15 protein-coding genes are annotated in these 14523 nt (G+C 63.4%); 6 read left to right on the plus strand and 9 right to left on the minus strand.

Translation table 11 applies throughout. The annotated features are described in order from the left end of the window. The first annotated feature begins 27 nt into the window (after window positions 1–27). From L0U82_RS39675 to ubiA, 5 genes are all read left to right on the plus strand, one after another. Window positions 28–156, plus strand: coding sequence for a hypothetical protein (locus L0U82_RS39675; protein ID WP_267929298.1), 129 nt, complete (start codon window positions 28–30; stop codon window positions 154–156). A gap of 88 nt (window positions 157–244) precedes the next feature. Next, the gene (locus L0U82_RS02495) at window positions 245–1699 is read left to right on the plus strand and encodes a catalase (RefSeq protein ID WP_233828280.1); all 1455 of its coding nucleotides are present in this window, start codon (window positions 245–247) and stop codon (window positions 1697–1699) included. Window positions 1700–1818: 119 nt separating this feature from the next. Then, the gene (locus L0U82_RS02500) at window positions 1819–1989 is read left to right on the plus strand and encodes a hypothetical protein (RefSeq protein WP_233828282.1); all 171 of its coding nucleotides are present in this window, start codon (window positions 1819–1821) and stop codon (window positions 1987–1989) included. A gap of 258 nt (window positions 1990–2247) precedes the next feature. Then, window positions 2248–2742, plus strand: a complete 495-nt coding sequence (locus tag L0U82_RS02505) for a Dps family protein (RefSeq protein WP_233828284.1) — start codon at window positions 2248–2250, stop codon at window positions 2740–2742. A 224-nt stretch (window positions 2743–2966) separates the two neighbouring features. Continuing rightward, complete coding sequence (gene ubiA, locus L0U82_RS02510; protein ID WP_233828286.1) at window positions 2967–3830, plus strand: 4-hydroxybenzoate octaprenyltransferase; 864 nt, start codon at window positions 2967–2969, stop codon at window positions 3828–3830. 123 nt (window positions 3831–3953) lie between these two features. Here ubiA and proC read toward each other — a convergent pair whose 3' ends face one another. The 6 genes from proC to L0U82_RS02540 all read right to left on the minus strand — a co-directional run bounded on the left by proC (window position 3954) and on the right by L0U82_RS02540 (window position 11265). Next, window positions 3954–4769 (minus strand): pyrroline-5-carboxylate reductase, encoded by an 816-nt coding sequence (proC, locus tag L0U82_RS02515; RefSeq protein ID WP_233828288.1) that lies wholly within the window; start codon window positions 4767–4769, stop codon window positions 3954–3956. An 89-nt stretch (window positions 4770–4858) separates the two neighbouring features. Then, a complete protein-coding gene (locus L0U82_RS02520) occupies window positions 4859–5605 on the minus strand; it encodes a YggS family pyridoxal phosphate-dependent enzyme (RefSeq protein ID WP_233828290.1) in 747 nt (248 codons plus the stop codon). 36 nt (window positions 5606–5641) lie between these two features. Next, window positions 5642–6868 carry a glycolate oxidase subunit GlcF gene (gene glcF / locus L0U82_RS02525; RefSeq protein WP_233828291.1) on the minus strand — a complete coding sequence of 409 codons (1227 nt, stop codon included), beginning with the start codon at window positions 6866–6868 and terminating at the stop codon, window positions 5642–5644. Window positions 6869–6876: 8 nt separating this feature from the next. Beyond that, entirely contained in the window at window positions 6877–7965 is a 1089-nt protein-coding gene (gene glcE, locus L0U82_RS02530) for a glycolate oxidase subunit GlcE (protein ID WP_233828292.1), read from the minus strand. Between the two features lie 192 nt (window positions 7966–8157). Then, complete coding sequence (locus L0U82_RS02535) at window positions 8158–9651, minus strand: FAD-linked oxidase C-terminal domain-containing protein (protein WP_233828293.1); 1494 nt, start codon at window positions 9649–9651, stop codon at window positions 8158–8160. A 198-nt stretch (window positions 9652–9849) separates the two neighbouring features. Beyond that, window positions 9850–11265 carry an FAD-linked oxidase C-terminal domain-containing protein gene (locus L0U82_RS02540; RefSeq protein ID WP_233828294.1) on the minus strand — a complete coding sequence of 472 codons (1416 nt, stop codon included), beginning with the start codon at window positions 11263–11265 and terminating at the stop codon, window positions 9850–9852. Between the two features lie 334 nt (window positions 11266–11599). Here L0U82_RS02540 and L0U82_RS02545 point away from each other — a divergent pair, with 334 nt between their 5' ends. Then, window positions 11600–12154, plus strand: a complete 555-nt coding sequence (locus L0U82_RS02545) for a cob(I)yrinic acid a,c-diamide adenosyltransferase (protein ID WP_233828295.1) — start codon at window positions 11600–11602, stop codon at window positions 12152–12154. A gap of 53 nt (window positions 12155–12207) precedes the next feature. Here the strand turns inward: L0U82_RS02545 and L0U82_RS02550 are convergent, their stop codons facing one another. From L0U82_RS02550 to aroG, 3 genes are all read right to left on the minus strand, one after another. After that, window positions 12208–12540, minus strand: coding sequence for a helix-turn-helix domain-containing protein (locus L0U82_RS02550; protein WP_233828296.1), 333 nt, complete (start codon window positions 12538–12540; stop codon window positions 12208–12210). A gap of 1 nt (window position 12541) precedes the next feature. Next, window positions 12542–12880: a type II toxin-antitoxin system RelE/ParE family toxin gene (locus L0U82_RS02555; RefSeq protein WP_233833089.1), complete on the minus strand. Its 339-nt coding sequence runs from the start codon at window positions 12878–12880 to the stop codon at window positions 12542–12544. A 201-nt stretch (window positions 12881–13081) separates the two neighbouring features. Continuing rightward, complete coding sequence (gene aroG, locus L0U82_RS02560; RefSeq protein WP_233828297.1) at window positions 13082–14155, minus strand: 3-deoxy-7-phosphoheptulonate synthase AroG; 1074 nt, start codon at window positions 14153–14155, stop codon at window positions 13082–13084. Window positions 14156–14523 lie beyond the last annotated feature (368 nt).

A 14523-nucleotide genomic window follows, 5' to 3' on the forward strand; every position in this document is an offset into this window, starting at 1 on the left:
CTGAGACAAACCCGGAGGAAAACAACCATGCAAGCGAATTCACAGCCGATCCACGCTCCCACTGCACAATCTGCCGCTACGGCGCCGTCGAGCCCGGCCCCGAGCGTGCGCACCGTCGCGGTATCGCTGCTGGTCGACCGGGTGCTGGGCGCCTGACGAGCCTGGCTGTCACTCTCACGGCATTCCTGTTTGCGGATGCCGCCGCTTTGTCTCCATTTCGATAAAAACCCACGCAGGAGTACGCATGTCCGAACGTAAGCTCACCAACGCTGCCGGCGCACCTGTCGCCGACAACCAGAATTCGATGACCGCCGGCGCTCGCGGCCCGGTCGTGCTGCAGGACGTCTGGCTGCTCGAAAAGCTCGCTCACTTTGATCGTGAGGTGATTCCCGAGCGCCGCGTTCACGCGAAGGGCTCCGGTGCATTCGGTACGCTGAAAGTGACGCACGACATCTCGCGCTATACGAAGGCGAAGGTGTTCGCGCAGGTCGGCAAGGAAACGCCGCTTTTCATGCGCTTTTCGACGGTGGCGGGAGAACGTGGCGCGGCCGACGCCGAGCGCGACGTGCGTGGCTTTTCGATCAAGTTCTACACCGAAGAGGGCAACTGGGACGTGGTCGGCAACAACACGCCGGTGTTCTTTATCCGCGATCCGCTGAAGTTTCCGGACTTCATCCATACGCAGAAGCGCGATCCGTACACGAACTTGCGCAGCAATGTCGCGGCGTGGGATTTCTGGGAGCGTCATCCGGAGTCGCTGCATCAGGTGACGATTCTGATGAGCGATCGCGGCATTCCGAAGAACTATCGGCAGATGCATGGTTTCGGTTCGCACACGTACTCGTTCATCAACGCGAACAACGAGCGCTTCTGGGTGAAGTTTCACTTCAAGTCGCTGCAGGGCATCGAGAACTTCACCGATGTCGAAGCCGCTCAGGTGGTCGCATCGGACCGCGAAAGCGCGCAGCGCGATCTGGTGAACAGCATCGATGCGGGCAAGTTTCCGAAGTGGCGTTTCGCGATTCAGGTGATGCCGGAAGCGGACGCGGCGAACTATCGCTTCAATCCGTTCGACATCACGAAGGTGTGGTCGCAGAAGGACTATCCGTTGATCGACGTCGGCACGATCGAGTTGAACCGCAACGCGGCGAACTATTTCGCTGATGTCGAGCAGGCTGCGTTCACGCCGGCTAACGTGGTGCCGGGTATCGGCTTTTCGCCAGATCGTCTGTTGCAGGGACGGCTGTTCTCGTACGGCGATACGCAGCGTTACCGGCTCGGCGTGAATCACCATCAGATTCCGGTGAACGCGCCGCGCACGCCGAATCCGCATTCGTTCCATCGCGACGGCGCGCTGCGCGCCGACGGCAATCTCGGTGGCAACGTGAATTACGAGCCGAACCGTTTCGGCGACTTCGCGCAGGACGCGAACGCAGTGGAGCCGCCGCTCGCGGCCGGTGCGGTCGCACACTACGAGCATCGCGAGGATGACGACTACTACACGCAGCCGCGCATGCTGTTCGAGTTGTTCGACGAGGCGCAGCGTACGCGTCTGTTCGGCAATATCGCGCGGCATATCAATGGGGTGCCGCAGGAGATCGTCGCGCGTCAGATCGAGCATTTCCGCCGCGTCGATCCGGCCTACGCGGAAGGTGTGATCGCGGCGCTGGCCGCTTTGCAGGAAGAAAAAGGTCGTTGAGCGTTGCGTGTGTGGCTGCTAGCCATGCAGTAGTCGAATGACTGAGTTGGGCAGTAGTAACAGACGGGCGCGGCGGCAAGCCTGCCGCGCCCGTACCGAGACGAACCGGGAGTACGATCATGATCCAGATGATGATGGCAACGATTGGCGGTTCAGCCGCCGCGCGCGGAGTGCAACGGCAGCGGGAGCGGCACGTGGCGATGCTGCAAAAGGCAGTGGGGTTCGCGATCGTCACGAGCGGCTTCGCGGTGCTCGCCGCACAGGCGTTGCAGCACGCGCTGGCTGCCTGAAGCGCGGCGGATTGGCGCGAGACGGGTTCGCGCGAGGCAATCGATGTAAGCCAGGCGACGCAATCGAGGCAGCGGCGAATTGCGTTTGCCGCGATGTTGGCACGATGGCACGATGGTCGCAAACCGGCGCCAAATCAAGGCGCGCGGCCGCGCGTTGCGTAGATTTCGCGGAATTTCACGCTACACTGTCGAACGTTTTTAGTCTGTTCGCAGCCGTCATTTGCCGACCGGTTCGTATCACTCGTCAAAGGAGTCATCATGGCCAAGAAAGAAGCCGCAGCCGTACAGCACGTCAACATCGGGATCAGCGACAAGGATCGCAAGAAGATCGCGGAAGGGCTGTCGCGTCTGCTCGCCGACACCTACACGCTGTACCTGAAGACCCACAACTTCCACTGGAACGTTACGGGTCCGATGTTCAACACGCTGCATCTGATGTTCGAAACGCAATACAACGAACTCGCGCTCGCGGTCGATGCCATCGCCGAACGTATCCGCGCGTTGGGCGTGCATGCACCGGGCAGTTACAAGGACTTCGCGAAGCTGTCGTCGATCCCCGAAGCGGATGGCGTGCCGGCCGCGGAAGACATGATCCGCCAGCTCGTCGAAGGTCAGGAAGCCGTGGTGCGCACCGCGCGCGCGATTTTCCCGTCGACGGAAGCCGCCCACGACGAACCGACCGCCGACCTGCTGACGCAGCGCATGCAGACGCATGAAAAGACCGCGTGGATGCTGCGCTCGCTGCTCGCGTAAGTTGCGGTTGAATCGCTGAGCCGCTGAAGCACCGAAGTACGGTTTCGGTGACGCTCACAGTGTGCCGAAAACGAACAAAGCCTCCCTTTCCGGGAGGCTTTGTTTTTTCCGCGTCATCGCGCGCTGTACACACGTCGCACACGCATACAGCGCGCGCAACCAGCCCCGCCACGCGCATCCCGTAAAATAGCCGCACCGTGTTCGCACTTCATCGAATTCGTCTCATGTTTGCCCGACTTCCCCTGTATTGGCGCCTCGTGCGGATGGACAAGCCGATCGGCAGCCTGCTGTTGCTATGGCCGACGCTCAACGCGCTGTGGATTGCGTCCGGCGGTCATCCGTCGTGGCAGCTGCTGGTGATCTTCATCGTTGGCACCGTATTGATGCGCTCGGCTGGCTGCGCGATCAACGACTATGCGGACCGCGATTTCGATCGCCACGTGAAGCGCACTGAAAGTCGCCCGCTCACGTCGGGCAAGATCAACGCGTGGGAAGCGATCGCACTCGCTTTGGGTCTGTCGCTGCTCGCGTTTCTGCTGATCCTGCCGCTCAACGCACTGACCAAACAGTTGTCGGTGGTCGCGCTGTTCGTCGCCGGCTCGTATCCGTTCACCAAGCGTTTCTTCGCAATTCCGCAAGCGTATCTCGGCATCGCGTTCGGCTTCGGCATTCCGATGGCGTTCGCCGCGGTGCAGGGCCATGTGCCGCTGCTCGGCTGGGTGATGCTGCTCGCGAATATCTTCTGGTCGGTCGCGTACGACACCGAATATGCGATGGTCGATCGCGATGACGACATCAAGATCGGCATCCGCACGTCGGCGCTGACGTTCGGCCGTTTCGACGTGGCCGCGATCATGCTGTGCTATGCGGTGACGCTCGGGATTTACGTCGGCGTCGGCGTGATGCTCGGTTTCGGCGTGCTGTACTGGCTGGGCTGGGCGGCCGCGGTTGGTTGCGCGATCTATCACTACACGCTGATTCGCAACCGCGAACGCATGCCGTGTTTCGCCGCATTCCGGCATAACAACTGGCTCGGCGGCGCGCTGTTCGTCGGGATTGCCGCGCATTACGCGGTGGCTTCGTTTTAATTTTCGCCGGCGCTTTTTAAAACCGCTGCGATGTATAGACGCCGTAGCCGCTTGCCCTGATTCGACGGGCGAGCCGCGCTACGGCGTATTTGTTTCCGCTTCCGTTTCTGGTGGACGAGCGGCTTACTGCTTGCCGAACTCGTCGCCCATCTCTTTCGCACGCGCATCGGCGGCCAGCGCGCCGCGCACGATCGCTTCGCCGATACCGCTCGCGGCGAACGACGCCAGCGCCGCCGCGGTCGTGCCGCCCTTCGATGTCACACGCTCGCGCAGCACGCTCAGCGGCTCGTCGGAATTGGCCGCGAGTTGCGCGGCGCCGGCGAAAGTCGCGACCGCGAGCGCACGGCCCTGCGCTTCGTTCATGCCGAGCTGGCGCGCCGCTTCCTGCAGCGCTTCGATGAAATAGAACACGTAGGCGGGCCCGCTGCCGGAGATCGCGGTGACCGCGTCGATCTTCGCTTCGTCGTCGAACCACACGGTATCGCCGACCGCGCCGAGCACCTGTGACGCCAACGCACGGCCCGCTTCGTCGACGTTGCTCGTTGCTACCAGCCCCGTCACGCCCATGCCGATCAAGGCCGGCGTATTCGGCATCACGCGCACGATGCGGCTATGGCCGTTCAGCCAGCGCGACATATCGGCGATGCGAATGCCGGCGACGATGCTGATCGCCAGTTGTGACGCCTGCAGATGCGGCGCCACCGTTTCGGCGACGCCCTTCAGAATCTGCGGCTTGACCGCGAGCACGACCGCGTCGTAGCCGGCGAGCGCGCCGTCCGCGGCGACGCCGGTGCGGATGCCGAATTGCTGCTCGTTGCGCTTGCGCGCGTCTTCGTTCGGATCGATCGCGTACAGGTCAGCGGGCGCGACGCCCCGCTTGATGAGGCCGCCGATCAACGCCGCGGCCATATTGCCGCCGCCGATAAACGCAATTTTCATGATGGTCCGGTGAGGTTCAGGTGAGAGGCTGGATGCGGTGACGGGCCCGGCTGATCGCGCGCGGGCCCACGAAAAATCTCAATGCGAACTCAGTGCGAATAGTCGCGCGCGCCGAAGATCGCGGTGCCGACGCGCACGATCGTCGCGCCTTCGAGCACCGCTGCTTCGAGGTCCGCCGACATGCCCATCGACAGCGTATCGAGCGCGAGCCCGTCGCCGCGCAAGCGCTCGAACAGCTCGCGCAACTCGCGATGCGGCGCGCGCTGCGCGTCGAGATCGCCGGCCGGTTCGGGAATCGACATCAGGCCGCGCAATGTCAGCTTCGGCAGCACGGCGATCTGCCGTGCGATATCGGCCGCCTCGGCGATGCCGACACCGCTTTTCGACGCCTCGCCGCTGACATTGACCTGCAAACAGACGTTCAGCGGCGGCAGATTGTCGGGGCGCTGCTCCGAAAGCCGCTGCGCGATCTTGAGCCGATCGACCGAATGCACCCAGTCGAAATGCTCGGCGACCGGGCGCGTCTTGTTCGATTGCAGCGGGCCGATGAAATGCCATTCGAGCGATGCGCGCAGATCGGCGAGCGTCTGAATCTTGTCGAGCGATTCCTGCACGTAGTTCTCGCCGAACGCGCGCTGGCCGGCCGCATGGGCGGCGCGCACGGCATCGGCGGGAAACGTTTTGGAGACCGCGAGCAGCATCACCGCCTGCGGGTCGCGGCCGGCCGCTTGCGCGGCCTTCGCGATGCGCTGCCGCACTTCATCGAGGTGGTGAGCGACGCGGTTGGCGGCGGGGTTGGCGGCGCAGTTGGCGGAGTTGTGATCCAGATCGGACATGAACAGAACCGGTATTCAGCGAAGACGATGCCCCGATTATACGGACAGCATGTGCTCGACCAATTCGATCCAGTGCGCGACCGGCGTCGACGTGCCGCTTTGCAGGTGCGCGATGCAGCCGACGTTCGCCGACACGATCACCTGCGGCTCCTGTGCCTGCAAGCGCTCGAGCTTCTGATCGCGTAATGCGTACGACAGCCGCGGCTGCGTCATCGAATAGGTGCCGGCCGAGCCGCAGCACAGATGACTGTCGGCGGGCAGGCGCACTTCGACGCCGAGCGCGGTCAGCAACTGTTCGACCTTGCCGCGAATCTGCTGCCCATGCTGCAGCGTGCACGGCGGATGAAACGCGACCGTATGCACCGAGCGGCGCCGCGTGGTCGCGACCAGCTGGTCTTCGAACTCGGGCAGGATCTCGGCGATGTCGCGCGTCAGCTCGACGATACGGCGTGCCTTCTCCGCATAGGCCGGATCGTGGCGCAGCAGATGCGCGTATTCCTTCACGGTCGCGCCGCAGCCCGACGCATTCATTACGATCGCCTCGACGCCCTGCTCGACGTAGGGCCACCATGCATCGATGTTGGCGCGCAGATCGTCGAGCGCCTCGTCGTTGTAGCCGAGATGCAGGCGGATCGCGCCGCAGCAGCCGGCCTCGGGCGCGACCACCGTTTCGATGCCGAGCGCGTCGAATACCCGTGCGGTCGCGATGTTGACGTTCGGCATCATCGACGGTTGCACGCAGCCCGCGAGCATCAGCATCTTGCGTTCGTGTTTCGCGGTGGGCCATTCGAGCGGGCGTTGCCGCGCAGGCACCTTGTCGCGCAGCTTCTTCGGCAGCACGCCGCGGAAGTGCTGCCCCAGCCGCATCGCCGGCGTGAAGATCGCGCTGTTCGGCACGACGCTCGCGAGCACGCGGCGCACCATGCGCTGACCGAGCGGGCGATGGACTTTTTCCTCGGTGATCTTGCGGCCGATTTCGACCAGCCTGCCGTACTGCACGCCGGACGGGCACGTCGATTCGCAGTTGCGGCAGGTCAGGCAGCGGTCGAGATGAGTCTGCGTGCTGCGCGTGACCGGTGCGCCTTCGACCATCTGCTTGATCAGATAGATGCGCCCGCGCGGGCCGTCGAGTTCGTCGCCGAGCAGTTGATAGGTCGGGCAGGTCGCCGTGCAGAAGCCGCAGTGCACGCATTTGCGCAGGATGGCATCGGCTTCGTCGCCATCGGGCGTATTGCGAATGAAGTCCGCGAGGTTGGTTTGCATCGCGTCGCTCAGAAGTCGGAGTAGAGACGGCCGCGATTGAAGATGCGGGCCGGGTCGAAAGCGTGTTTGAGGCCGCGATGGATTTTCATCAGCGGCGCGGGCAGCGGCGTGAAGACACCGGCGCTGCGGTCGTAGCCGTGACCGCTGCGGAAAATCGTTGCGTGGCCGCCGGCCTGCTTCGCGCTGATGCGCACGGTCTGCGCGTCGGTGTCGGTGATCCACCAGCGCTGGCCGCCGCCCCATTCCATCAGTTGCGCGCCGGGCAGTTGCAGCGGCTCGGTGATCGACGGCAGTGCGAGACGCCACAGCGCGGCCTTCGGCGGAATCGCCGCAAAAAACGAATCGGTCTGTTCGCGCAGGCCGGCCCAGAAACGCTCGGCCTCCACCGCATCGACGACTTCGCCGCCGAGTGCCGTGCGCGCCGCCTTGACCGCGGCCTCGGCGCCCGCGAGCCGCGCCGCGAGCGTGCCGTTGCGCCATGCGCTGGCGTTGATCGGCAGCGGCCGGCCGGCCCATTCGTTGAGTTTGCGGACGGCATCCGTGCCGTTCATGTCGAATTTCAGCGTGGCTTCGGACTGCGGCAGCGGCAGCACCTTGATCGACAGTTCGAGGATCAGGCCGAGCGTGCCGAGCGAGCCCGCCAGCAGACGCGATACGTCGTAGCCCGCGACGTTCTTCACCACCTGGCCGCCAAAGTGCAGCGTCTGCCCCTGGCCGTTCATCACGACGGCGCCGAGTACGAAGTCGCGTGCCGCGCCGACGGCCGGCCGGCGTGGGCCGGAAATGCCGGCGGCGATGCAGCCGCCGAAGGTGGCTTGAGGACCGAAGTGCGGCGGCTCGAACGCGAGCATCTGGTCGTGCTCGGCGAGCGCGGCTTCGATTTCCAGCAGCGGCGTGCCCGCCCGCGCGGTGATCACGAGTTCGGCCGGGTCGTACGCGATGATGCCGCGATAAGCGCGCGTGTCGAGGATTTCACCTTCCAGCGTCTGGCCGTACCAGTCCTTGGTGCCGCCGCCACGGATGCGCAACGTGCGCCCTTCGGCACTGGCCGAACGCACGCGTTCCGACCATACCGCGACGATGTCATCCTCTTCCATGGTGTCCTGCTCGTTGTGTTTCGACTGATTGTACCGGGCGGAGGCTCGCTGGCAACCCGGAGCGCACCCGTAGCGGCGGCCGGCGTAAGCCGCTGAAGGGGGCGGTGGGCCCCGCGTTGTCGCGCGCTGGCCGCAACGCGTGGGTCAGCGCGCGGGGCGGCGCGCAGCTGATGCGCGATGCCGGAGCAGACGCTAGAAGCGCGGTAGATCGGGATGAGGCAGCAGCCCGCCGCGCACGTGCATCTTGCCGTATTCGGCGCAGCGCGCTCGGGTCGGAATGCCCTTGTCGGGGTTCAGCAGACCAGGCGCGTCGAACGCCCGCTTGACCGCGTGGAACGCATCGCGCTCTTCCGGCGAGAACTGCACGCACATCGAATTGATCTTTTCGATGCCGACGCCATGCTCGCCCGTCACCGTGCCGCCGAGTTCGACGCAGGCCTCGAGGATGTCGGAGCCGAATGCTTCGGCGCGATGCCATTCGTCCTTGTCGTTGCCGTTGAACAGGATCAGCGGATGCATATTGCCGTCGCCGGCATGGAACACGTTGATGCAGCGCAGCCGGTACTTTTTTTCCATTTCCTCGATGCGAGCGAGCAGCGGTCCGATACTGCGGCGCGGCACGGTGCCGTCCATGCAGTAGTAATCCGGCGAAATGCGGCCGGCGGCCGGGAACGCATTCTTGCGCCCGGACCAGAAGCGCAGCCGCTCGGCTTCCGAGCGCGAAATCTGGATGCGGGTCGCGCCATGCTCGCGCAGCACCGCGGTCATGCGCACGACTTCGTTGGCGACTTCTTCAGGCGTGCCGTCCGATTCGCACAGCAGGATCGCCGCCGCGTCGAGGTCGTAGCCCGCGTTGACGAATTCCTCGACCGCGCGCGTGGCCGGCTTGTCCATCATCTCGAGCCCGGCCGGAATGATGCCCGCCGCGATGATGCCCGCGACCGCGTCGCCACCTTTTACGACGTCGTCGAAACTCGCCATGATCACCTGCGCCGTTTGCGGCTTCGGGATCAGCTTGACGGTCACTTCGGTGACGATCGCGAACATGCCCTCGCTGCCGATCATCACCGCGAGCAGATCGAGCCCGGGCGCGTCCGGCGCGAGCGAGCCGAATTCGACGATCTCGCCGTCCATCGTTACCGCGCGAACCCGCAGCACGTTATGCACGGTGAGGCCGTACTTCAGGCAATGCACGCCACCGGAGTTTTCGGACACGTTGCCGCCGATCGTGCAGGCGATCTGCGACGAGGGGTCCGGCGCGTAGTAGAGGCCATACGGCGCGGCGGCTTCGGAGATTGCGAGGTTGCGCACGCCTGGCTGCACGGTCGCGGTGCGCGCATACGAGTCGACTTCGACGATCTTCCTGAAGCGCGCGAGCGACACGACCACGCCATGCCGGATCGGCATCGCGCCGCCGGACAGCCCGGTGCCCGCGCCGCGCGGCACGATCGGCACTTCGAGGCGGTGGCAGATCTGCACGATGCGCTGCACCTGCGATTCGGTTTCCGGCAACGCGACCGCGAGCGGCAGACGCCGGTAGGCCGCGAGGCCGTCGCACTCGTACGCGACGGTGTCTTCCTCGCGGTGTAGCAGACAGTGGTTCGGCAACACGGCCATCAGCGCCTGCACGACTTCGCGCTGGCGCTGGGCGAGTACTTCAGCCGACAGTTCAGCGGGTGCGTTCATGTGATTCGTCTCCCTCGTGGCTTTCGCCGCTCCGGCTCGTGGTTTGAGCCGGCTGTTTCAGGTGGCTAGTGACGGCGCCTGTTTATCCCGCTTGCCTCGTGCGCGTTGTTCATACCACCTGATTCATACCGTTTCTGTTTCGAAGCCGGCGCGACGCAGCAGTGGAAGCGGCGTCGCGTCCTGCCTGCCTGCGATCCGTCAGGCCGCCCACGCGAAAATCTTGCCCGGGTTCATCAGGTTGCGGGGATCGAGCGCGTGCTTGATCGAGCGCATCGTATCCACCGCGACGTCGCCGTGTTCTTCCAGCAGGAAGCCCATCTTGTGCAGGCCGACGCCATGCTCGCCGGTGCAGGTGCCGTCCATGCGCAACGCGCGCTGCACGATGCGATGGTTCAGGCGCTCAGCTTCTTCGAGTTCTTCGGGCTTGTTCGGGTCGATCAGGATCGCGACGTGGAAGTTGCCGTCGCCGACATGGCCGACGATCGGGCAGGGCAGCGGCGATGCCTTCAGATCCTGCTCCGTTTCGACCACGCATTCGGCGAGGCGCGAGATCGGCACGCACACGTCGGTCGTGACCGCGCGGCAGCCGGGCTTCAGTTGCAGCATTGCGAAATAAGCGTTGTGACGCGCATTCCACAGACGGCTGCGATCTTCCGGCCGGGTCGCCCATTCGAAGCCTTCGCCCGCGTTCTGCGCGGCAATGTCCTGCACGAGTTCGGCCTGTTCTTTCACGCCGGCTTCGGTGCCATGGAATTCGAAGAACAGTGTGGGCGCTTCGCGCAGCGTCAGATTCGAATGGCGATTGATCGAGCGGATCGCGAGCGAATCGACGAACTCGACACGCGCGATTGGCACGCCGATCTGGATCGTTTCGATGACCGCGCGTACCGCGTCGCCCATCGACGGGAACGCACACACCGCGGCCGACACCGCTTCGGGCTGCGGATAAAGGCGCACGGTGATTTCGGTAATCACGCCGAGCGTGCCTTCCGAGCCGACGAAAAGACGCGTGAGGTCGTAGCCCGCCGACGACTTGCGCGCCCGCGTGCCGGTTTTGATCACGCGGCCATCGGCGAGCACGACCGTCAGGCCGAGCACGTTCTCGCGCATCGTGCCGTAGCGCACGGCATTGGTGCCCGACGCGCGCGTGGCCGACATGCCGCCGATGCTCGCGTCCGCACCCGGGTCGATCGGGAAGAACAGGCCGGTGTCGCGCAGTGCTTCGTTCAACTGCTTGCGCGAGATGCCGGGTTCGACGGTCACGGTGAGGTCTTCGGCGTTGATCGACAACACCCGGTTCATCTCCGACAGATCGATCGACACGCCGCCTTGTACCGCGAGCAGATGTCCTTCGAGCGACGAGCCGTTGCCATATGGAATGATCGGCACGTCGTACTGCCCACACAGTTTGACGGCGGTTTGCACGTCTTCGGTGGTGCGAGCGAACACGACGGCGTCAGGCAGTTGCGGATCGAAAGGGGACTCGTCGCGGCCGTGGTGCGCGCGCACGGCTTCGGCAACGGACACGCGGTCGCCGAACGCGGCTTTGAGGTTATTCAGCAGTTCGGCGGGAAACGGCCGGCGCAGCGGGGCCGGCGGCACGGGATGGTTCACGCATGTCTCCTATGTCGACCGGAGTTAGAGCAAAGCTCTTACTCCGGTCCCATGAAAATAGTTGCTGATATGCCGGGGCGCGGCTTCTTTTGCAGCATGCGCTTCATTCTACGCCGTTCGCCCGTGGGCCGGCGCCGGCTGGCTTGCGCCCATATAATGGCGGCGATTTTGCGATGCGTGCAATATGGATAAACGTGGTGTGCGATCGGATCGACGCGAGTGAATGGCGCTGGATTTGTGCTCGATTCGGCTTTGGTCCGGGTTGGGTTCGCGCGTCGTTTCTGCTGCGCTCGCACCCGGTTGTGCGCATCGCTTCTGAACACAGGGAGACATCATGGGTAATCGCCTGAGCAAGATCGCCACTCGCACCGGTGACGACGGGACCACCGGTCTCGGCGACGGCCGCCGCGTGCGCAAGGACAGCGCGCGCATCGCCGCGATCGGCGACGTCGACGAACTCAATTCGAATCTCGGCGTGCTGTTGTGCGAACACCTGCCCGACGACGTGCGCACCGCTCTGGTTGCGATTCAGCATGACCTGTTCGATCTGGGCGGCGAGTTGTGCATTCCCGGTCACACGATGATTACGGATCGGCATCTTGCGCAACTCGATGGCTGGCTCGCCGATTACAACGCAGCGTTGCCACCGCTAAAGGAGTTCATTCTGCCTGGCGGCTCGCGCGCGGCCGCGCTTGCGCATGTGTGCCGGACGGTATGCCGTCGTGCTGAACGCGCGATCGTCGCGCTCGGCGAGCACGAGGAACTCAACGCGGCGCCGCGTCAGTATGTGAACCGGCTCTCTGATCTGCTGTTCGTGCTTGCACGCGTGCTCAATCGCGCGGATGGCGGCACCGATGTGTTGTGGCAGCACGATCGCGGTACGCATTGAAGGCTGGCGCGAGCGCGTGCTTAACCGTGCGCCGCGCGCGCATTGGCCGGTGATTAGCCAATGGCAAGCGTCACCGGTTTGCCAATGCGGCTCATCATTTCGACGAGTGTGTCGATCGTGAACTTGGTGGTTTTCTTGTTGACGACGTCGGACACGCGCGGGCGCGACACCATCAGAATTTCCGCGGCTTCGGCCTGCTTCAGATGATGCTGTTCGATCCAGCTGGACAGCTCGCTCATCAGTTGTTCCTTCAGCAGCCGGGTGTCGTTGATCTGCTTTTGCGACGCGGCATGCAGGCGTTTTGCTTCTTCGGCGGAGAAGCCGAGTTCAAGAAACAGATTGCTGCCGGGTTTGCTTACGTGACGGATTTTGGTGTCGATCGTCATGTCAGGTTTTCCTCTCGTTAATGATTGCGCGGTAACGGGTTACGGCGATCTTTCTGTCTTGCACGCTGAGCTTCTGTGTTTTCTTCTGAAAACAATGCAGCACGTAAAGCGCTTCGACGTATTTGGTCACGTACATCACGCGAAAAATGCCGTTTTCTTCCCGGATGCGAATTTCGCGAGTTCCCGCGCCGATCGAGTCGAACGGCTTCCAGTCGTCGGGGTCGAGCCCTGCCTGAATCTTGTGGAGCTGAAACCCCGCGAGACGACGTGCTTCATCGGGAAAGGCGAGCAAATCGCAATAGCTGGAGCCTAGCCAGCGAATTTCTTTTTCCTGCTCCATAGCCGCCTTGATGTATAAAATCTTATACGTTTCACCCATCCCGGTCAAGTCATCCACGACCGGGCAACGAGCTGTTACGGTACAGAGGCAGGGCGCGGAGCACCATTCGTCCGAATGGCCAATAAAAAAACCCGGTTCGAAATCGAACCGGGTTTTCGACGCATCGCTGACAGCCAGTCGCGTCAGCGCTGAAGCAGGAAGTTAATTGCCGCTGCCGCGCGCGACGCGACGCTGCTTGACTGCTTCGGCAAGACCTTCGAGCACGGGAATGCTTTCGTCCCAGCCGATGCATCCATCGGTGATGCTCTGGCCATAGGCCAGCGCGCAACCTTCCTGCAGATCCTGGCGGCCCGCCACGAGGTGCGATTCGACCATCACACCGACGATCCGCTCGTCGCCCGAAGCGATCTGGCGGCTGATGTCCGCGCATACCGGAATCTGGTTCTCGTGCTTCTTCGAGCTGTTCGCATGGCTCGCGTCGATCATCAGGCGCGCGGCGAGACCTGCCTTGCCGATGTCGCTGCAGGCCACATTGACGCTATCGGCGTCGTAGTTCGGTGTCTTGCCGCCGCGCAGGATGATGTGGCAATCCTCGTTGCCCGCGGTCGACACGATCGCCGAGTGGCCACCCTTCGTGACCGACAGGAAATGGTGCGGTTGCGAGGCGGCCTTGATGGCATCGACGGCGATCTTGACATTGCCGTCCGTGCCGTTCTTGAAGCCGACCGGACACGACAGTCCCGAGGCGAGTTCACGGTGCACCTGCGACTCGGTGGTGCGCGCGCCGATCGCGCCCCACGAGATCAGGTCCGCGATGTACTGCGGGCTGATCATGTCGAGGTATTCGGTGGCGGCCGGCAGGCCCAGTTCGTTGATGCGCAACAGCAACTCGCGCGCGGTGCGCAGGCCGTCGTTGATCTTGAAGCTATTGTCCAGATGCGGGTCGTTGATCAGGCCTTTCCAGCCCACCGTCGTGCGCGGCTTTTCGAAGTACACGCGCATCACGACTTCGAGTTCGCCGGCGAAGCGCTTGCGTTGCTCGATCAGTCGGCCGGCGTATTCGAGCGCAGCCTTGGTGTCGTGAATCGAGCACGGTCCGATGATCACGATCAGCCGGTCGTCCATACCGTGCAGGATGCGATGCATGGCATTGCGCGCGTCGTAGATCAGGCTGGATACGGTCTCGTCGCAGGCGAACTCGCGAATCAGGTGAGCGGGCGGCGTGAGTTCTTTCAGTTCGCGGATGCGGACATCGTCGGTATTGTGCAGGGGCATGTGGTTCTCCTGAAGCGGTTCGTAGCGTGTTCGCACGGGCAGCGGCGGTTGCGATCGAACAGCTGCCCCAGGCGGACGACAATCAAAAAATAGTCAACGGCAAAGTTTCGGATACGTTTGCAAAACGGGTTTCAAAAAAGCGGGTTTCAAAAAGCGTGAGGCGAAAAAAAACCGCCAGTCTGAGCTGGCGGTTTTTCGGGAATTCTTGGTGTCCTGCGTGCACTAACACCCCTCTCGATCCGCCAGCGGTCTGAGATACCAAAAAAAGTAAAAGTAAAACTTGGCGGACATGGCGAAATGAAATGTGTCGCTGGTCAAAAAGGGTGGTTGACTTTATAACCCGGTACGGGCTCGGCTGACAAGCTGGA

It is taken from the genome of Paraburkholderia sp. ZP32-5 (assembly GCF_021390495.1).
Classification (GTDB): domain Bacteria; phylum Pseudomonadota; class Gammaproteobacteria; order Burkholderiales; family Burkholderiaceae; genus Paraburkholderia.